The organism is Duganella sp. Leaf61 (assembly GCF_001421905.1).
In the GTDB taxonomy this organism is placed as follows: domain Bacteria; phylum Pseudomonadota; class Gammaproteobacteria; order Burkholderiales; family Burkholderiaceae_D; genus Rugamonas; species Rugamonas zoogloeoides.
Genome location: NZ_LMLM01000023.1, coordinates 352,685 through 371,359 on the forward strand (window position 1 = coordinate 352,685; position 18,675 = coordinate 371,359).

20 protein-coding genes and 1 pseudogene are annotated in these 18,675 nt (G+C 59.0%); 15 read left to right on the top strand and 6 right to left on the bottom strand.

All coding sequences use genetic code 11. The features are described from left to right. The 15 genes from murA to tatC all read left to right on the top strand — a co-directional run bounded on the left by murA (position 1) and on the right by tatC (position 11,089). On the top strand, positions 1 to 1,251 hold the full coding sequence (gene murA / locus ASF04_RS14585) for a UDP-N-acetylglucosamine 1-carboxyvinyltransferase (RefSeq protein WP_056142929.1): 1,251 nt from the start codon (positions 1 to 3) through the stop codon (positions 1,249 to 1,251). Continuing rightward, positions 1,248 to 1,910 (top strand): ATP phosphoribosyltransferase, encoded by a 663-nt coding sequence (hisG, locus tag ASF04_RS14590; RefSeq protein ID WP_019924127.1) that lies wholly within the window; start codon positions 1,248 to 1,250, stop codon positions 1,908 to 1,910. The genes murA and hisG overlap by 4 nt, the downstream gene beginning before the upstream one ends. Before the next feature lie 18 nt (positions 1,911 to 1,928). Continuing rightward, a complete protein-coding gene (hisD, locus tag ASF04_RS14595) occupies positions 1,929 to 3,251 on the top strand; it encodes a histidinol dehydrogenase (protein ID WP_056142931.1) in 1,323 nt (440 codons plus the stop codon). Beyond that, the gene (locus tag ASF04_RS14600) at positions 3,248 to 4,153 is read left to right on the top strand and encodes a site-specific DNA-methyltransferase (protein ID WP_056142934.1); all 906 of its coding nucleotides are present in this window, start codon (positions 3,248 to 3,250) and stop codon (positions 4,151 to 4,153) included. The genes hisD and ASF04_RS14600 overlap by 4 nt, the downstream gene beginning before the upstream one ends. A gap of 17 nt (positions 4,154 to 4,170) precedes the next feature. Then, positions 4,171 to 5,265 carry a histidinol-phosphate transaminase gene (gene hisC, locus ASF04_RS14605; protein ID WP_056142936.1) on the top strand — a complete coding sequence of 365 codons (1,095 nt, stop codon included), beginning with the start codon at positions 4,171 to 4,173 and terminating at the stop codon, positions 5,263 to 5,265. A 20-nt stretch (positions 5,266 to 5,285) separates the two neighbouring features. Next, a complete protein-coding gene (hisB, locus tag ASF04_RS14610; RefSeq protein ID WP_019924123.1) occupies positions 5,286 to 5,876 on the top strand; it encodes an imidazoleglycerol-phosphate dehydratase HisB in 591 nt (196 codons plus the stop codon). 12 nt (positions 5,877 to 5,888) lie between these two features. Beyond that, a complete protein-coding gene (gene hisH, locus ASF04_RS14615) occupies positions 5,889 to 6,527 on the top strand; it encodes an imidazole glycerol phosphate synthase subunit HisH (protein ID WP_082488778.1) in 639 nt (212 codons plus the stop codon). A 29-nt stretch (positions 6,528 to 6,556) separates the two neighbouring features. After that, positions 6,557 to 7,345, top strand: coding sequence for a 1-(5-phosphoribosyl)-5-[(5-phosphoribosylamino)methylideneamino]imidazole-4-carboxamide isomerase (hisA, locus tag ASF04_RS14620; protein ID WP_056142944.1), 789 nt, complete (start codon positions 6,557 to 6,559; stop codon positions 7,343 to 7,345). Positions 7,346 to 7,348: 3 nt separating this feature from the next. Further along, positions 7,349 to 8,110 carry an imidazole glycerol phosphate synthase subunit HisF gene (gene hisF / locus ASF04_RS14625; RefSeq protein WP_056142945.1) on the top strand — a complete coding sequence of 254 codons (762 nt, stop codon included), beginning with the start codon at positions 7,349 to 7,351 and terminating at the stop codon, positions 8,108 to 8,110. Positions 8,111 to 8,129: 19 nt separating this feature from the next. Beyond that, a complete protein-coding gene (gene hisI, locus ASF04_RS14630; protein ID WP_019924119.1) occupies positions 8,130 to 8,567 on the top strand; it encodes a phosphoribosyl-AMP cyclohydrolase in 438 nt (145 codons plus the stop codon). A 4-nt stretch (positions 8,568 to 8,571) separates the two neighbouring features. Continuing rightward, a complete protein-coding gene (locus tag ASF04_RS14635; protein ID WP_056142948.1) occupies positions 8,572 to 8,916 on the top strand; it encodes a phosphoribosyl-ATP diphosphatase in 345 nt (114 codons plus the stop codon). Positions 8,917 to 9,041: 125 nt separating this feature from the next. Beyond that, entirely contained in the window at positions 9,042 to 9,413 is a 372-nt protein-coding gene (locus ASF04_RS14640) for a histidine triad nucleotide-binding protein (RefSeq protein WP_056142951.1), read from the top strand. 136 nt (positions 9,414 to 9,549) lie between these two features. Next, complete coding sequence (gene tatA / locus ASF04_RS14645) at positions 9,550 to 9,774, top strand: Sec-independent protein translocase subunit TatA (RefSeq protein WP_056142954.1); 225 nt, start codon at positions 9,550 to 9,552, stop codon at positions 9,772 to 9,774. A 47-nt stretch (positions 9,775 to 9,821) separates the two neighbouring features. Next, positions 9,822 to 10,331 (top strand): Sec-independent protein translocase protein TatB, encoded by a 510-nt coding sequence (tatB, locus tag ASF04_RS14650; RefSeq protein WP_056142957.1) that lies wholly within the window; start codon positions 9,822 to 9,824, stop codon positions 10,329 to 10,331. Next, positions 10,331 to 11,089 (top strand): twin-arginine translocase subunit TatC, encoded by a 759-nt coding sequence (gene tatC / locus ASF04_RS14655; protein WP_019924114.1) that lies wholly within the window; start codon positions 10,331 to 10,333, stop codon positions 11,087 to 11,089. Before tatB ends, tatC begins: the two co-directional genes overlap by 1 nt. A 307-nt stretch (positions 11,090 to 11,396) precedes the next feature. Here tatC and qatD read toward each other — a convergent pair whose 3' ends face one another. The 6 genes and pseudogenes from qatD to ASF04_RS14675 all read right to left on the bottom strand — a co-directional run bounded on the left by qatD (position 11,397) and on the right by ASF04_RS14675 (position 18,574). After that, on the bottom strand, positions 11,397 to 12,155 hold the full coding sequence (qatD, locus tag ASF04_RS28775; RefSeq protein ID WP_082488779.1) for a Qat anti-phage system TatD family nuclease QatD: 759 nt from the start codon (positions 12,153 to 12,155) through the stop codon (positions 11,397 to 11,399). Further along, positions 12,155 to 13,462, bottom strand: a complete 1,308-nt coding sequence (gene qatC, locus ASF04_RS26865) for a Qat anti-phage system QueC-like protein QatC (protein ID WP_200931096.1) — start codon at positions 13,460 to 13,462, stop codon at positions 12,155 to 12,157. Before qatC ends, qatD begins: the two co-directional genes overlap by 1 nt. Further along, positions 13,459 to 13,974: a hypothetical protein gene (locus tag ASF04_RS14660; protein ID WP_056142959.1), complete on the bottom strand. Its 516-nt coding sequence runs from the start codon at positions 13,972 to 13,974 to the stop codon at positions 13,459 to 13,461. Before ASF04_RS14660 ends, qatC begins: the two co-directional genes overlap by 4 nt. 239 nt (positions 13,975 to 14,213) lie before the next feature. After that, positions 14,214 to 16,016 carry a P-loop NTPase fold protein gene (locus ASF04_RS14665; RefSeq protein WP_056142962.1) on the bottom strand — a complete coding sequence of 601 codons (1,803 nt, stop codon included), beginning with the start codon at positions 16,014 to 16,016 and terminating at the stop codon, positions 14,214 to 14,216. 413 nt (positions 16,017 to 16,429) lie between these two features. Continuing rightward, a pseudogene (locus ASF04_RS27540) lies at positions 16,430 to 16,648 on the bottom strand (IS4 family transposase); the annotation flags it as partial. A 57-nt stretch (positions 16,649 to 16,705) separates the two neighbouring features. Further along, a complete protein-coding gene (locus ASF04_RS14675; protein ID WP_056142967.1) occupies positions 16,706 to 18,574 on the bottom strand; it encodes a DUF885 domain-containing protein in 1,869 nt (622 codons plus the stop codon). Positions 18,575 to 18,675: the final 101 nt, after the last annotated feature.

The following is an 18,675-nucleotide window of genomic DNA, read 5'->3' on the forward strand; positions in this document are numbered from 1 at the left end:
ATGGACAAGCTCCTCATTCAAGGCGGCAACCGCCTGCACGGCGACATCACGATTTCGGGCGCGAAGAACGCCGCGCTGCCGATCCTGTGCGCCGGCCTGCTGACGTCCGGCGACGTCGAGCTGTCCAATGTGCCGCACCTGCACGACGTGGCCACCATCCTGAAACTGCTGGGCCAGACCGGCTTGAAGGTCAGCCAGGACAACGACAAGGTCACCCTGAACGGCGCCGCCATCGACAAGCTCGAAGCGCCGTATGAACTGGTGAAAACCATGCGCGCGTCGATCCTGGTGCTCGGTCCTTTGCTGGCGCGTTTCGGCCAGGCCAAGGTATCGCTGCCGGGCGGCTGCGCCATCGGTTCGCGTCCCGTCGATCAGCACATCAAGGGCTTGCAGGCGATGGGCGCCGAGATCACCATCGAGGCGGGCTACATCTACGCCAAGTGCGCCAAGCTGAAAGGCGCGCGCATCGTCACCGACATGATCACCGTCACCGGCACCGAGAACTTGCTGATGGCCGCCACCCTGGCCGAAGGCGAGACCGTGCTGGAAAACGCCGCGTGCGAGCCGGAAGTGACCGACCTGGCCAACCTGCTGGTGGCCATGGGCGCGAAAATCGAAGGCATCGGCACCAACCGCCTGGTCATTCAAGGTGTGGCCGAGCTGCATGGCGCCAAGCACGCGGTGATTTCCGACCGCATCGAAGCGGCGACGTTCCTGTGCGCAGTGGCGGCCACCGGCGGCGACATCACGATTCGCAATACGCGCGTGGACATCATGGACGCCGCGCTCGACAAGCTGCGCGAAATGGGCCTGCAACTGACCGTGGGCGACAACTGGATCCGCGCGCAGATGGATGCACGTCCTACGCCTGTGACGTTCCGCACCACCGAATACCCGGGCTTCCCCACCGACATGCAGGCGCAGTTCATGGCAGTCAATACGATTGCCAACGGCGCCAGCCGCGTGACCGAAACCATTTTCGAAAACCGCTTCATGCACGTGCAGGAGATGAACCGCCTGGGTGCGGCCATCGAGACCGACGGCAACACCGCCTTCATCAAGGGCGTGGAGCAGCTGGTCGGCGCGCCGGTGATGGCGACCGACCTGCGCGCCTCGGCATCGCTGGTGATCGCGGCCATGGCTGCGCGCGGCGAAACCCTGATCGACCGCATTTATCACCTCGATCGCGGCTACGACCAGATGGAAGTCAAACTGTCCGCCGTGGGCGCCAACATCAAACGGATCAAATGATGAACGTACCAGAGAACCAGCAACTGATCCTGGCCCTGTCCAAGGGCCGGATTTTCGACGACACCCTGCCGCTGCTGGAAGCGGCCGGCATCACCGTCACGGAAAATCCGGAAACCTCGCGCAAGCTGATTTTGGCCACCAACGACCCTGGCGTGCGCGTGCTGATCGTGCGCGCCACCGACGTGCCGACCTATGTGCAGCATGGCGCGGCGGACTTCGGTGTGGCCGGCAAGGACGTCCTGCTCGAACATGGCGGCGAAGGCCTGTACCAGCCGATCGACCTCAATATCGCCGCGTGCCGCATGTCGGTGGCCGTGAAAAACGGTTTTGATTACGAGACCGCCGTGCGCCAGGGCGCGCGCCTGCGCGTGGCTACCAAGTTCGTGCAGACCGCGCGCGAACACTTCGCCAAGAAGGGCGTGCACGTCGATCTGATCAAGCTGTACGGCTCGATGGAACTGGCGCCGCTGGTCGGCCTGTCCGACGCCATCGTGGACGTGGTCAGCACCGGCAACACGCTGCGCGCCAACGACCTGGTGGAAGTGGAAGCGATCATGGACATCTCGTCGCGCCTGATCGTCAACCAGGCCGCGTTAAAGCTCAAGCGCCAGCGTTTGCAGCCTATCCTCGAAGCGTTCGAGCGCGCGGCAAAAAAGTAAATCAATACGGAACACATCATGTCGATTCAAATTACCAAGCTCGATTCCACCCAAGCCGATTTTCAAAAGTCCCTGGACACCTTGCTGGCATTTGAAGCAGGCACCGATGAAGCGATCGAGCGCGCCGTCGCCGGCATCCTGGCCGACGTCAAGGCGCGCGGCGACGCTGCCGTCCTCGAATACACCAACCGCTTCGACCGCATTCCCAACGGCGGCGCCGCCAGCATGGCCGCCTTCGATATCGGCCAGGACGAACTGCAGGCAGCGCTCGCAGCGATTCCCGCCGCCCAGCGCGACGCCCTCAACGTGGCCGCGCAGCGCATCCGCGTATTCCACGAACGGCAAAAGCAGGAACTGAACGGCTTTACGTACACCGAAGCCGACGGCACCATACTGGGCCAGAAGGTCACGCCGCTCGACCGCGTGGGCATTTACGTCCCCGGTGGCAAGGCCGCGTACCCGTCGTCGGTGCTGATGAATGCAATTCCGGCCCACGTGGCAGGCGTACAGGAAATCATCATGGTGGTACCGACACCTGATAGCGTAAAAAACCAGATGGTGCTGGCCGCCGCCGCGATTGCCCGTGTGACGCGCGTGATCACCATCGGCGGCGCGCAGGCGGTGGCCGCCCTGGCGCATGGCACCGAGACCATACAGCCGGTCGATAAAATCGTCGGTCCCGGCAACGCGTATGTCGCTGCCGCCAAGCGCCGCGTGTTCGGCATCGTCGGCATCGACATGATCGCCGGTCCATCGGAGATCCTGGTCATCTGCGACGGCACCACCGATCCGGACTGGGTGGCGATGGACCTGTTCTCGCAGGCCGAGCACGACGAACTGGCGCAGGCCATCATGCTGTGCCCGGACGCCGACTACATCGCCAAGGTGGAAGCGAGCATTGAAAAACTGCTGCCGACCATGCCGCGCCAGGACACCATCCGCACGTCGCTCACCGACCGTGGCGCGCTGGTGAAAGTGCGCGACATGGACGAAGCGTGCGCGATCGCCAACAGCATCGCTGCCGAGCACCTGGAAATCTCGGCCGAAGACCCGCAACAATGGGCCGATAAAATCCGCCACGCGGGCGCCATGTTCCTCGGACGCTTCTCGTCCGAGTCGCTGGGCGACTACTGCTGTGGCCCGAACCACGTGCTGCCGACGTCGCGCACCGCGCGCTTCTCGTCGCCGCTGGGCGTGTACGATTTCCAGAAACGCTCGTCGATCATCCACGTCAGCGAAGCCGGCGCGCAAACCCTCGGCAAGATCGCGGCCGAACTGGCATATGGCGAAGGCTTGCAGGCGCACGCGCGCAGCGCCGAACTCAGGTTAAAAAACCAATGACCGAAAAGTGGCTCAACCAGGTTTTCTGCGAGGATGCGCTGTCCGGACTGGCGCGCATCCCCGACGGTTCCATCGACCTGATCTTGACCGACCCGCCGTACAACCTGGGCAAGGACTACGGCAATGCGTCCGACCAGCAGACGGTAGATGATTACCTGCGCTGGACCGAGCAGTGGATCGACGCTGCGCTGCCCAAGCTCAAACCCAACGGCAGCCTGTACATCTTTTTGACGTGGCGCTTTTCGCCCGAAATCTTCGTGCTGCTGAAAAAGCGCATGACGATGATGAACGAGATTATCTGGGACCGGCGCGTACCGTCGATGGGCGGCAGCGTGCGCAGCTACTCGTCGGTGCACGACACCATCGGCTTTTTTGTCCGCCGCAAGGATTATTATTTCGACCTCGACGCCGTGCGCATCGCCTACGACGCCGAAACCAAGAAGGCCCGTTCGCGCTCGATCTTCATTGGCGCCAAGTGGCTCGAAGTGGGTTACAACCCCAAGGACCTGTGGAGCGTGTCGCGCCTGCACAAGGAGCATCCCGAGCGCGCCGACCATCCGACGCAAAAGCCGCTGGAAATTATCGAGCGCATGGTCAAGGCCTCGTGCCCGCCCGACGGCGTGGTGCTTGACCTGTTCATGGGCAGCGGCACCACGGCGATTGCCGCCAAGCGTTGCGGACGCAGCTTCGTCGGCTTCGAACTCAATCCCGACTATTGCGCGATCATCGACGAACGGCTGGCGGCGCTGGACTTGCCGCCCGTGGTGAAGAAAAAGCCGGCGCCTAAAAAAACCGCACCAGAAAAAGCCGCACCAGAAAAAGCCGCCCCCAAGGCTGCCCCCAAAAAAATCGTCGCCGCCAAACCCAAGGCCGCCACCAAGCGACTTTCAACCGTAGCCTGACCAGGAGCCCCAAGCAGATGTCCGCCATCGACACCCTCATCGCCAACACCATACGCCCGGACGTGGCAGCCATGCATGGCTACCACGTGGCTGACGCCAGTGGCTTCGTGAAGCTCGATGCGATGGAAAACCCGTACCAGCTGCCCGAGCATTTGCTGCAGGAGCTGGGCACGCGCCTGGCTGCCGCTACCCTGAACCGCTACCCGGTGGCGTCGTACGCAACCACCAGGCAGAAGGTGCGGGCCACGCTGGGCGTGCCGGCAGGGTACGACGTCATGCTTGGCAACGGCTCCGACGAGCTGATCTCGATCCTGTGCATGGCCTGCGCCCGGCAGGAACGCCGCGCGGTGGTGCTGTCGCCCACGCCGTCGTTCGTGATGTACGCGCGCTCGGCGCAGTACGCGGGCATGGACTACGTGGGCGTACCGGTGAAAGCGGACCTCACGCTCGACCTGCCGGCCATGCTGGCGGCGATTGCCGAACACAAGCCGGCGCTGGTGTTCCTGTCGTACCCGAACAACCCGACCGGCAACCTGTTCGCAGAAAGCGATATCGTCGCCATTATCAAGGCTTTGGATGGTTTCGGCCTGGCCGTGGTGGATGAAGCGTACGAGCCGTTCGCCCAGCAGACCTTCATGGACCGCCTGCCGCAGTTCGACAACCTGGTGGTGATGCGCACGGTATCGAAGCTGGGACTGGCCGGGATTCGCCTCGGCTACATGTCGGCGGCGCCCAAACTGCTCGAGCAGTTCGATAAAGTGCGGCCTCCTTACAACATCAACGTATTGACGCAGACGGCGGCCGAATTCGCGCTCGACCACGTGGAGGTGCTGAACCAGCAAGCGCACGCGTTGCGCGCCGCACGCGCCGATCTGATGGCTGCATTGGCAGAATTTCCCGGCGTGGAGGTTTTTCCGTCGGCGGCAAATTTTATCTTGATTCGGGTGCCCAATGCCGACGATGCCAACGTCAAACTACTATCTCACAAGGTATTAATTAAAAATGTGAGTAAAATGCATCCTGTGCTGGCCAATTGTTTACGCATTACGGTCAGTACCCCGGCAGAAAACGCCACCTTCCTCGATGCCTTCGCCGCGTCGCTGGCAGCCTGAGTAACCTCGCGAGCCCCCTCATGAACCGCACCGCAGAAATCACCCGCAATACCAACGAGACGCAAGTCCGCGTCTCCATCAACCTCGATGGCACCGGCCAGCAAAAGCTCAATACCGGCGTGCCCTTCCTCGACCACATGCTCGACCAGATCGCCCGTCATGGCCTGTTCGATCTGGAAGTGGAAGCCACCGGCGACATCCATATCGACAACCACCACACGGTGGAAGACGTGGGCATCACGCTGGGCATGGCCGTGGCCAAGGCCATCGGCGACCGCAAGGGCATCGTCCGTTACGGCCACTCGTATGTGCCGCTCGACGAAGCGCTGTCGCGCGTGGTGCTGGACTTCTCGGGCCGGCCAGGCATCGAGTACCACATCCCGTTTACGCGCGCCATGATCGGCACCTTCGACGTCGACCTGACCCTGGAATTTTTCCGCGGCTTCGTCAACCACGCGCTGGTGACCCTGCACATCGACAACCTGCGCGGCACCAATGCGCACCACCAGTGCGAGACCGTGTTCAAGGCCTTCGGCCGTGCGCTGCGCATGGCGTCCGAGCTCGATCCGCGCGCCGCCGGCACCATCCCCTCGACCAAGGGCACTCTGTAAGACTTCACTATCATGAAAAAAATCGTAGTAGTTGATTACGGCATGGGTAATCTGCGTTCGGTCGCGCAGGCGCTGCGCGCCGTCGCCCTTGACGCCAACGTGCTCATCTCCGGCGACGTGGCCGACATCGAAACCGCCGACCGCATCGTGCTGCCAGGCCAGGGCGCGATGCCCGACTGCATGCGCAGCCTGCGCGAATCGGGCGTGCAGGAAGCGCTGATGGAAGCAGCGCGCAACAAGCCGCTGATGGGCGTGTGCATCGGCGAGCAGATGCTGTTCGACGGCAGCGAGGAGGGCGATGCCGCCGGCCTCGGCCTGTTGCCTGGCAAGGTCGTGCGCTTCCAGCTCGACGGCCAGCTGCAGCAAGACGGCTCGCGCTTCAAGGTGCCGCAAATGGGCTGGAACCAAGTGCAGCAAAACGCGTCTCACGCCATGTGGGATGGCATTGCGGACAATAGCTACTTCTACTTTGTCCACAGCTACTACGCCCAGCCGGAGCAGAGCGCGCATACCGTCGGGCTGACCACGTATGGCGCGCCGTTCAGCTGCGCGGTCGCCCGTGATAATATTTTCGCCACGCAGTTCCACCCGGAGAAGAGCGCCGCGGCGGGCCTGCAGCTGTACCGTAATTTCGTCCGCTGGAACCCTTAACCTTAACTTCCCTAGACCCCAGACCTATCATGCTGCTCATTCCTGCCATCGACCTCAAAGACGGTCACTGCGTTCGCCTCAAACAAGGCGATATGGAACTTGCCACCGTTTTCTCGGAAAACCCGGCCGATATGGCCCTGCACTGGCTCAAGCAAGGCGCGCGCCGCCTGCACCTGGTGGACCTGAACGGCGCCTTTGCCGGCAAGCCGAAGAATGAAGGCGCGGTCAAGGCCATCCTGAAAGTGGTGCAGGAATTCGCCGAAGAAAACGACCTTGACGAAATCCCGGTGCAACTGGGCGGCGGCATCCGCGACCTCGACACCATCGAGCGCTACCTCGACGCCGGCATCAGCTACGTCATCATCGGCACGGCCGCCGTCAAGGAACCGGGCTTCCTGCACGACGCGTGCGGCGCCTTCCCCGGCCACATCATCGTGGGCCTGGACGCCAAGGACGGCAAGGTAGCGACTGACGGCTGGAGCAAGATGTCCGGCCACGAAGTGATCGACCTGGCCAAGAAATTCGAGGCCTACGGCGTGGAATCGATCATCTACACCGACATCGGCCGCGACGGCATGATGGGCGGCGTCAATATCGAAGCCACCGTCAAGCTGGCGCAAGCGGTGAAAATTCCCGTGATCGCTTCGGGCGGCCTGCACAATATCGGCGACGTTGAAGCCTTGTGCGCGGTGCAGGACGAAGGCATCGAGGGCGTGATCTGCGGCCGATCGATTTACGAAGGCACGATCGACCTGGCCTCGGCGCAACTGCGTGCCGACGAACTGAGCGGCGACCTGCCCGACTACCCGGAAGATTAATCAATGCTTGCCAAACGCATCATTCCCTGCCTGGACGTGACCGATGGCCGCGTGGTCAAGGGCGTCAACTTCACCGAGCTGCGCGACGCCGGCGACCCGGTGGAAATCGCCCGCCGCTACGACGAGCAGGGCGCCGACGAACTGACCTTCCTCGACATTACCGCCACCAGCGATAACCGTGGCCTGATCCTGCACATCATCGAGGCCGTGGCTTCGCAGGTGTTCATTCCGCTCACCGTCGGTGGCGGCGTGCGCGAAGTGGCCGATGTGCGCCGCCTGCTCAATGCCGGCGCGGACAAGGTCAGCATGAACTCGTCGGCCGTATCGAACCCGCAGCTGGTGTTCGATGCCTCGCAAAAGCACGGCTCGCAGTGCATCGTGGTGGCGATCGACGCCAAGCAGGTGTCTCCCGGCAAGTGGGAAGTGTTTACCCATGGCGGGCGCAAGGCCACCGGCATCGACGCCATCGAATGGGCCGTCAAGATGGAACAGCTGGGCGCCGGCGAAATCCTGCTCACCAGCATGGACCGCGACGGCACCAAGTCTGGCTTCGACCTGGGCCTGACCAGCAGTGTCTCGAATGCCATCGGCATCCCCGTGATCGCCTCGGGCGGCGTGGGCGGCCTGCAAGACCTGGCCGACGGCGTCAAGCTGGGCAAGGCAGACGCGGTGCTGGCAGCGAGCATCTTCCACTACGGCCAGCACACGGTGCAGGAAGCCAAGCGCTTCATGGCACAGCAGGGCATTCCGATGCGCCTCGATTAAGCAGATAGCGGAAAAACTCATGTCTACCCCAACCAACAACGTGGCCAAGGCCAAATGGCTGAAAAAAATCCACTGGGACGAAAACGGCCTGGTGCCGGTGATCGCCCAGGAGGCCGGCAGCAACGACGTGTTGATGTTCGCCTGGATGAACCGCGACGCGCTGGCCAAAACGGTCGAGCTCGGCGAAGCCGTGTACTGGAGCCGTTCGCGCAAAAAGCTGTGGCACAAGGGCGAAGAGTCGGGCCACACGCAAAAAGTGCTGGAAATCCGCCTCGACTGCGATGAAGACGTGGTGCTGCTCAAGATCGAGCAAGCCGGCGGCATCGCCTGCCATACCGGCCGCCATTCGTGCTTCTATCAAAAATTCGAGGGCGACGCCGAGGGCGGCGACTGGCACAACGCCGAGCCGGTCCTGAAGGACCCGGGCGACATTTACACCAAACCGAAATCGAGCTGAGTTTATGAGCACTATCCTGGACCGCCTGGCCGAGCTGATGGAATCGCGCAAGCTGGCCAACGGCGGCGACCCCGCCACCTCGTACGTCTCCAAGCTGTTTGCCAAGGGCGACGACGCCATCCTGAAAAAAATCGGCGAAGAAGCCACCGAGACCGTGATGGCCGCCAAGGACGCACGCGTTTCTGGCGAGCCTGACAAGGTGTTGTACGAAGTGGCCGACCTGTGGTTCCATACGCTGGTGTTGCTGGCGCAGTTCGACCTGAAGCCCCAGCAAGTCCTGGACGAACTGGCGCGCCGCGAAGGGGTATCCGGTATCGAAGAAAAAGCCGCACGTGGCGAGAGCGTTTAAAAATGACCATGGCGTCGTTGCAGCGCCTTGCCGTGCTAACGCACTGTCTGCGGCGCTGCGCCTCGCCCTGCTCATTTTGAAACGCCTCGCCGCGCGCGGCGCTGAACTATCACTTGGGAGCCCCCGTGGAAAACTGCCTGTTCTGCAAGATCGCTGAAAAGACCATCCCGTCCACCGCCGTCTACGAAGACGACGAGCTGTACGCGTTCAAGGACATCCACCCGCATGCGCCCGTGCACCTGCTGGTGATTCCAAAAAAGCATTTTTCCACGCTGTCCGACTGTACGCTGGACGACGCCCCGCTGCTGGGCAAAATGCTGGCGCTGGCCCCCCGTCTTGCAGGGGAATTCGGTTGCGCGGTCAGCTATGATGACCAGGGTCAGCCGGTGGCCGGCTTCAAGACCGTCATCAACAGTGGACCGGATGGCGGGCAAGAGGTGTACCATCTGCACATGCACGTGATCGGCGGCGCCCACCCGTGGCGCGGCGAACGATAACAGGTACTGCCAGCCTGACAACTGGTCACAAGGCTTGCTGCATGACATACACATGACGGGCGACGCTTGGCGTATACTGTCGCTGCATTTTGGATCAACAGGTTAACCGGCGCGCTGCGCCGCCAAGGGGAATGAGATGGGTTCGACGAGCTGGGTACATTGGGTTATTTTGCTGGTGGTGGTGATTTTGATCTTCGGCACCAAAAAGCTGGGCAATATGGGTGGTGACATCGGTAAGGCCGTCAAAGGCTTCAAGGATGGCGTCAAGGGCAGCGACGAGGACAAGCCGGTCGCTCCGCCTGCGCCTCCGGCCACCCCGAGCACCATCGACGTCGACGTCAAAGAGAAAAACAAGCTGTAAGCCGCAGCGGCCCCCAGCGGGGCCGCGCGAGCTGACGCTTCTGTCCTATGATCGATCTCGGTATTACTAAAATGTTGGTGATCGGCGTGGTTGCGCTGGTCGTCATCGGTCCCGAAAAGCTGCCCAAGGTGGCGCGCATGGCCGGGAACCTGTACGGCCGCGCCCAGCGTTACCTCAACAACGTCAAGTCCGAAGTCACGCGCGAAATCGAGCTCGAAGAACTGCGCAACCTGCAAAAGGAAGTGCAGGAAGCGGCGCACAACATCAAGAGCGACGTCGAAAACTCCATCGCGGAAAACCTCGGCGAGGTACAGAATGCCTGGCACGATACGCCGGCCATGGAAGATATCTCGTCGGCCTCGACTTCGTTTAGCACGGTAAGCAGCGACGACCTGGCGCGCAAGGCGCGCGAGTTCCGCCGCAAAAAGCTGGTGCGTAACTCGGCAGTACCCGGCTGGTACAAGCAACGCCACGGCGGCAAGCTGCATGTCACGTCCGGCGCCGCGCGCGTTGCCCGGTTCCGCCCACGCGGCAACATCCAGAACTCGTTTTACTGATGACTACCCCAAACACAGGCGAAGAGACCTTCATCTCCCATCTGGTCGAACTGCGCAACCGGCTGGTCAAGGCGACCATCGGGGTCGTGCTGGTGGTTGCCGTACTGATGTTCTGGCCCGGCCCGGCGCAAATCTACGACTTTATCGCCCAACCGATGATCAACTCGCTGCCGGTCGGCTCCAAGATGATCGCTACCGGCGTGACATCGCCGTTCCTGGTGCCCATGAAGGTCACTTTCGTGCTGGGGCTGATCATGGCCTTGCCGTGGGTGTTATACCAGATGTGGGCGTTTGTTGCCCCCGGCCTGTACACGCATGAAAAGCGCCTGGTCGCACCGCTGGTCATCTCGTCGTCGCTGCTGTTCATGGCGGGCGTGGCGTTCTGTTATTTCTTCGTGTTCGGCCGCGTGTTCCATTTCATTGCCCAGTTCTCGCCCACGTCGATCGCGGTCACGCCCGATATCGAGAACTACCTCGACTTCGTGATGTCGATGTGCCTGGCCTTCGGCGCCACCTTCGAGGTGCCGGTGGTGGTGGTGATCCTGGTGCGCACCGGGCTGGTGTCGGTGGCCAAGCTCAAGGAGATCCGCCCGTACGCCATCGTCGGCGCGTTCGCGATTGCCGGCCTGGTCACGCCGCCGGACGCGATGTCGATGTTCTCGCTGGCGATTCCAATGTGCCTGCTGTTCGAACTGGGTTTGCTGGTCGCTCCGATGTTTGTCAAAATGTCGACCGCACCAGAAGAAAAGCAGTCCTGATCTTACCGACGTAAAAAAAGGCCCCGCAGTGGTGACACTGCGGGGCCTTTGCATGCTGCGTAGAAACCAATAATAAAGAAATCAATCATTGCTGGCTCAATCGCATTTGAGTCAGCTTACTCTCTCACTCTGGATGCATAAAAGCATTCTTGATGTCTTGGTTATGAGTCTGTTTTGAATAATGTAACGGCAAGATTTCGGATTATTCAAATGGCTGTTTTCGCCCCTAAGCTGCGGAACTCATTGAATGTAAAAAATTTTTGGGGACTGGTCAGGTGGTCACGGAAATGTGTGTAACGTTATACACTTAACGTTGACCGCCGACATCGCTGCTCACCAGAGTCCGGAAAGATTCTAATACGGTCGATGATGCCTCTTGCTCACTCATCTTCCAACTCTGGGCGAGCACCCCTATAGCCCCTTGTACTTCGCCTGGCTGTAGAGAGCGGCGGTGTAGCTGGCCAAATGGCCCATCTGTCTCGGTGATAACACGGTTACGCGGCATTCTGCAGGCCGCCTCAGCTCCACGACGTGACGTTAGCATCGTTGGTCCGACCGAGAACCAGCAGCCCATTGCAATTGCCCGGTCTAGTTCAGAAACTGACCCCGTAAACCAATGAAAGACGGGGACGCCTGCACATGGGTGCCGGCTTAACACATCAAGTACAGCTGTGCAGGATCGTAGACTGTGGATCGACAGGATTCGACCTCCAGCCTTTGAGGATGAGCTGAGCACGTGTTCGAAAACACGCTTCTGCTCATTCAAATAAGGTTTAAATGGGGCGCTGGCGTCCAGGCCGACTTCGCCCACGTACCGTGTTTTTGGAAGTAAGGCGTCAAACATAGCAAGTTCACTGCTGCGCTGGTGCGCCAATTGTGGATGCAGGCCTAGCGCGGTTTTAATCCGTGTGGATGAATGCGCTAATGCAGCCGTTCCTTGCCATGCTTTCGGTGTGGTAGTTACAGAAAGTACGAAAGTGTCCTCCTTAGCGCATCTAGCAGCTGTGATTAGAGGCTCGGGATAAAGATCTAAGTGACAATGAAAGTCAACTGCTGGGATGCCCATTAAAGTAATTTCTCGTGCGTCAAAAAATGTTTTACCTCGGTGATTCCTCGTTCCGCTACATTAAGTAACGAGTCGCGTTCAGCTCGGGTATGGGGTAGTGGTCCAGCAAGCGGTACCCAACGACGCATCTTAGCGCCGTCCAGCCGCTTTGATGCCAGGATCATCGCCATTAAGTCGTCCTTTGGTAGATCTCCTACAAGTAGCGCTGTCAAGTCTATGCCTCCCGCAGCGTAGGATGTTCTATCGGGAAGTTGCGCCGCGTAAAACGACGCGCGACGGATGAGACACGGAACACATTTACCGCATTGTTTATTCGTTCGTTTCCATTTGCCGCATGAGACGGTTTGATGAGCGATCTGTCTGAGCGTTGCCTGATTTTGACAGTTGCGGATCATTTCACCTTTGGTAGCGAGCGCGTAAGGATTCAATATCTGCACTGGTATAGCGACTTCGTCAAATACACGCTGCATTAGGTTCAAGAAGAATGGATGGGTAGTCCGGGTGCTCAGCGAGCCGATCCGCCGGAAGGTTAACGGTGGATTTAGAGCGATAAGGCCGTTCTCCGGCACAAATAGTGGAACGGTGTGTTTTTTTGTTTTGTCTGCCATGGTGGCCGCAACAAGTGCGCCATACGCCAGGAAGTTGAAGCTCCGCGTCCGCATTTGCACATCGTTCGCACCATCAGTGTTTGAACGTGGGTTCGCTATTGCAGAAAACTGTGCAAGCTGCTTCGGTAGCGCTGAGCGAATTACTCGTTGTCGGTCGGCATCTCCACGATATGCGTGACTGATCAACACGGGTGTCCGTCCCTGAGCAACCAAATCCAAAGCGCCAATTGCGCTGTCCAAGCCGCCGGAAAATAGACTGGCGCAGTCACTTTTCGATATATCCGTCAGGTTGCCGCGCGCCTGAGGTATTGGAGGGACCAGACCACCATCTTGTAGAGAGATCGTCCAAACATCGCCACTCAAAAAATTGAGCGCGTCTTCCAGAAGCGGAGTCGCAGTGTCCCAAGCAGCGGGATCGGAAATCGGCACAGTCAAGTGAAGCTCGCGAGCCCAGCCGTCGGCCGATTCCGCGCGGTTAACAAATGTGTCTGCTGCCGTTACAGCCATAGCAATCGTGAGCAAATCGAATGCTTGAGCGTGCACGGTCAATCCCATCCGGCGTACTGCGGAGAGGACAGGTCCACCAATCGATCCACTTCCGTGACCTGGCGGACTTCTTCCATACATCAAAACTGGAATTTTGTTGTCTCGACCTAAAGGGAGTTGCGCTGCCTCGTGATGGCAAATGATGTGATTCATGATATATAACCTTCCCATTCGATCCAAACATCACGGATTGCGTGAAGCTGTGCCTCTTCAATCTGTCGCTGATCTAACGTGCCTAAGCTACCCGCTAAGAGTCGCCGCATGTGCACGTCTACGCACGCAGCGACAAGCGCATGCAGCTCTCGCTCGGCTTGCTCAGATCGGGCCGCGCTTGAAGCTTTGGCGAAAGCATCCCTTGAATCCAGCACAATCTGGCCGAAAACACACTGTGTCACATAGGCAAGCATGACTTGTACAACCATCTCGTCACTGAAATTATTGAAATCAAAATCTTCGTATCCGTCGAGGCAGTCCGCTAATGCTTCATTTAGTGCGACTCGAATGCGATCAGCGTCCCCATCATCTGGAACCAACATCTGAACAATTTTGTCGATTGCCACATCGGTAGGCAGTCCATTTAGCTCAGCTAGCTTTAGATTAAGAGCGGCATCTACCCGTTTGCCATTACTGATTGCGTCGAAAAGGCCCCCACCTGCACGCGCCATTGAACCGAATCGCCTGGGCCCAACCGCACTGCCGCCGGTCGCGGTTTTTGCGTAACTCCCCAGTGAAGTTTGCAAATCAGAAAGTGCTCCCCCTGAAACAAACTTGCCAAGGCTGCGGCGGAATTCCCTGAATCTGTGGGGCTCCGGCGGAGGTCCTCCTCCTGAATTGTCCGTATCTGCCCAAGGAGGAACGAGTGGGGACCCTGCGCCAGGTCCTTTGCTTGAGGTTGAAGTGCCCATTATTGAGCCCCTTCACTGGTAAACCAAGGCTTGTTCCGAACTAGTACCTTCAGCCAAGGTTTTAGCGTACCAGGCATTTTCGTCGAGATAAATCCATACAAAAGTTTCCCGGCCTCAGACGACCGCTCTGCGAGAAGTAGCGCTCCATCAAAGCCGACAGGCTTTGACGCCCAGTCAGCGATATTGCGAAAGCTTTGAATTAAGGCTGCCATTACGGCGCGCTCTTCTCCTGGTGGTATGGAGCTGAGGGCAGCTGTCGCTGAGGGGGAAGACGTGTTCGTTGTCCGTCCCAATATTTCAAGTGCCTCAAGCGCAACCGTTGACATACCGCCTCGCTGCGCTCGCAAGGTCGTTGTTTCCCGGCTGAGGTAGACCAGCGGACGCAGGTCCATTTGCGCAAGTGGAGGTGTCAACATCAACCACTCCCGGAGAAATTCTAGACGTCCCGCCCACGCTTCTGGACATTCGCTCTTAAATTTTTCGGGGTCGTCACGACAATTTTCAAGGGTCGTTAAAATTTTCGGTACGCCATCGCTCGCAGCGTTAATTTCGTTATACAAGTGTGAAATTGCCTTGTCATCCGTGCAGCGCTCAAATAGGACGAGCTTGGCAATTAAAGCTTCGTCAATCTGCATCTCACGAAGCTTGGCCACGCGGCTGCGCATACGGACTACGTTGAGCATTCGTTTAACAATTCTTGGATTTCCCTGTATAACGACTGAGTTTGCCAGCATATGCGCCATGCGATCCGCAATGCCGAACGATAATTTGACATCTTCGGGTACGTCGTTACCTAGCAGATCCAAGGCATCCTCCGTACTGATTGGCTCTTCCTTCCATGCCCGACGGAGGTTAGTTTCTAGGCCTGAACGCAGAAATTCAACTCGGGCTTCAGGCATCGTGGCAGCCGACGCGAATAGAAGAAATAGGTAGGCCCGCACTTCTTGAGTACCGAGCCGAGGAACTCTCACCGGTACCTGGATCAGCTTGTCGAGATAATCAGTAACATGGCGGTCGCCGGGGTCGCGAAAATGCTTACTTACGGAATGGCGAACCATATCTTCGTCGGCTGCGACGACGAACGCCGTTTGTTCCATGAACAAGAATAGCCTAAGGGCTTCAAGTGTTTGAATCGTCTGTGTGGGAAGGCAGCGATCTAAATTATCGACGAAGACAACCAGTGTCTTGCCCAAGTCCGTTAAAATTTGAGCAAATTCTTCTCGGAAGGCAGCAATTTCTTTGGGCGGCGTACGCTTTTCTTCAGGAGCTAGTAGCCTGGTCCCACGTTTTTTAGTCTCTTCACCTGCTTCCTTGATTGCAGAAATATCTTCCTCATCTGCACTCCCGCTCATCACGTCACCAAGGGCGCTTACAGCTTTAGTTGCGAATCCAAACGTTGGAACCCCCATCGCCAGTGCTCCCCCTTCAACGAGGAGTCCTAAGGCGCGGATCGCATTTACTCTTCGCAGCAGACTCTTCCCTTTAGCGATGAGGCTGACATTATTTCCAGCTTTTTCCAACAGCGTCGTCGCGATTACTTCCATGAGAGCGGCACGGGAGTCATCAAAGCCTTGGTAAAGCCACGCGTCGAAGCGAACAACTATATAGTCCGACTCCGAGTCCGCTACGTTAGACAAGCGGCTCTCAACCAAATTGAGAAGGGTCGATTTTCCTGTACCCCATGTTCCAAATACACCAACAGTCACCGGACGCATTCTTGGGTCTCTTACAACCTCTGCAACAATTTCAGCGACCTCCGAATAGTTCAGAAAATCCAGCTTGGTATCGACGTCGGCCCACATCAGCATTCCTGACAGTTAAATTTGGATTGCCCAACTATACAGGTACTTTCATCCGGGAAATGCGCAGATTGTAACGTCATTAATTTTTTGCATTTTACTGTCTTGGCCGTAATTTTTTGAGAGCAGCTGCACCATTTCCTTACATAGAGTGTTCGACATTCAACAACAGACGAGCGGTTAGCGAACCGCCTTAGCCCAAGGTAAAACCATATCGAAGGAACACTGATAAAAAGGCCAGCGAAAAACAGTACGCGGCTCTCATGTCGGATCACCGGTATCGGCAATCGCGTTGAGCGACGCTTCGATATAAGTTCTTTCCTCGCCGCTCAGTAACTCGTTGAAACGGGAAGCAGCTTTCAGCACAAATTCCATACGCTGGCTACTCTCGTATAGCCCAGCCCCTTTAACATAAGTCAGCTGAGTCCGTCGCGTAACGCGCACAATGTCTCCTCGGCGACGAATACTTGATCGAGTCCGCGCCAGATCGTCTTGGCGCCGGGTTTGCCGTCACCCTTGCGGCCGCGGAAGCCGCCAAGCTGCGCGATCAGGCGCACGACAGCGTTCAGCATTGGTGGCGTGGCCGGCATCTTCTTTTTGTTCAACAGGTGCGCTCCGCGAATTTCTCCGGGGTCGAGGTCGCCTTGTGTCAAACTTTATTGGTTTTGTCAAAATCTATTGTTCGCCCACACTTACTTATTGATCATCAATTCCCGGATCACCCGCACCGGCGCACTGCCGTAGCTGAGGAACTGTTCGTGGAACTGTTTCAGATTGAAGTTGCTGCCCAGCGCCTGCTTGCGTTCTTCGCGCAGCGCCATGATCTCGCTGTAGCCGCTGAAATAGCTGGTCAGCTGCACTGACGATACCTGCACCCGGTGCCACTTCTCGGTGGCCTCGGTGCGGGTCTGGAAGGCCTGGCGCGTCAGTAAATCGATGGCCTGCTCTTCGGTCATGCCCAGCACGTGCACGCTGTAGTCGAGGATGGTGTTGGTCACGCTGCGCAGGTTCCACTTCGAATACATCAGCCACATTTCCGGCGCGTTGTCGCCATAGCCCGATTCGAGCATCATGCGCTCGCCGTACACGGCCCAGCCTTCGACCATGGCGCCGTTGCCGAAGATCGACTTGACGATCGACGGCGACTTGTTGGCGTACACCAGCTGGGCGTAGTGGCCGGGAATGGCTTCGTGGATGTTGAGGATTTGCAGGATCCAGTGGTTGTACTCGCGCAGGCTGCTCTCGGCCGCCTCGGGCGTGGCGCCATCGAGCGGGGTGACGTTGTAGTAGGTGCGGTCCTGCGGGCGGTACGGGCCCGGCGCGTCAATGCTGGCGCCTGCCACGCCGGCCTGGTAGGCAGGGGTGGCGCGCACTTCCAGTTGCTTGTTCGGGTCGAGCGTGAGCAGGTCGTGCTTGATCACCCAGGCCTGTAATTCGGGAATCTGGCGGCGGATTTCGGTGACGAAATTCTCGCGCGCGACATGGCGTTCGGACAGCTTGTCGATCATCATGCCGATCTTGGCATAGCGGTCGGCCGGTTTCGCCACGCCGGGCAGGTACTTGTCCCACATCTCGTCGGACACGCGCTCCATATTGGCCAGCAATTCTTCGCGGGCGGCCAGCGCTTTTTGATAGGTCTGCTCGGCGGTGCTGCCCGACTGGATATCGTAGGCGAATTTTTTCTCGTATAGTTCCTTGCCGATGCGGAAGCTGCGACGGCCTTCGGTGGCCATCAGCTTTTCGCGCTCGGTCAGGTAAGTAACGTAGTTGTTCACGGCAGCCAGCGCGGCATCGACGCGCAAGGTGAACTGCTGCTTCTCGGCCGCGTTCAGGATCGACGCTTGCGCCACCTTGTTGACTTCCACCAGCACGGCCTGCACGCCGGGCGCCTGCTTGATCGCCAGCAGCGTGTGCTCGCGCGTGGGGTTGACGATGTTGGCGCGCGCGGCGTCGTAGTAGGCCGGGATGCTGGTAATGCGCTTGAGCAGGGTGCGCAGGCGCTGCGGCTGGGCCGCGTACTCGGTATTGAGGATCAGGTCCAGCGGACCGGCCACGTTGTAGCTGGCGGGATTCCACTCGTATTCGCGCAGCGTGGTCAGGCGCCAGCGGTCGCCTTCGAGCTTGTTTTGCAGCAGTTGCAGGTCGGTGCGCTGCTTGGCGGCCAGTTGCTTGGCGTTGACCTTGCCGAAGCGCTCGAGCCATTCGTCGATGAACGCCAGTTCGCTGGCAATACCGGCCTGGTCGGGCACGAACAGGGTGGCAGCAGTGTCGTACTTGCCGGCGTAGATCGCGCTTTCCGAATCGATGCGCCACTGGGCGTTGAGGAACTGGTTGCTCAGCGCATCGAACTGGCGGTCCTGCCAGCGCTCGGCCAGCACCGCTGCGGGCGCGGCCTTGGCGACGGTCTTGGCCGTGCTTTTCTTGGTGTTCTTGGCGGTGCTCTTCTTGGCGTTTTTACTGCTATTGGTAGTCTTCGCGGACTTTTTCTGGGTCGCGGCGCTGGCCGGGGCAAAGGCGAGGGCCGCCATTACCATCGCCAGCGCGAGTTTTGTCTTGATCATCGTCTATGCAGCCTTGTGTAAAGATGACAAGGCCCGTCTGCGAGCCGAGTCGAAGCGTGGGAGATTATCATTAATCGGCCCGCTTGCGCGACCCTGTTACA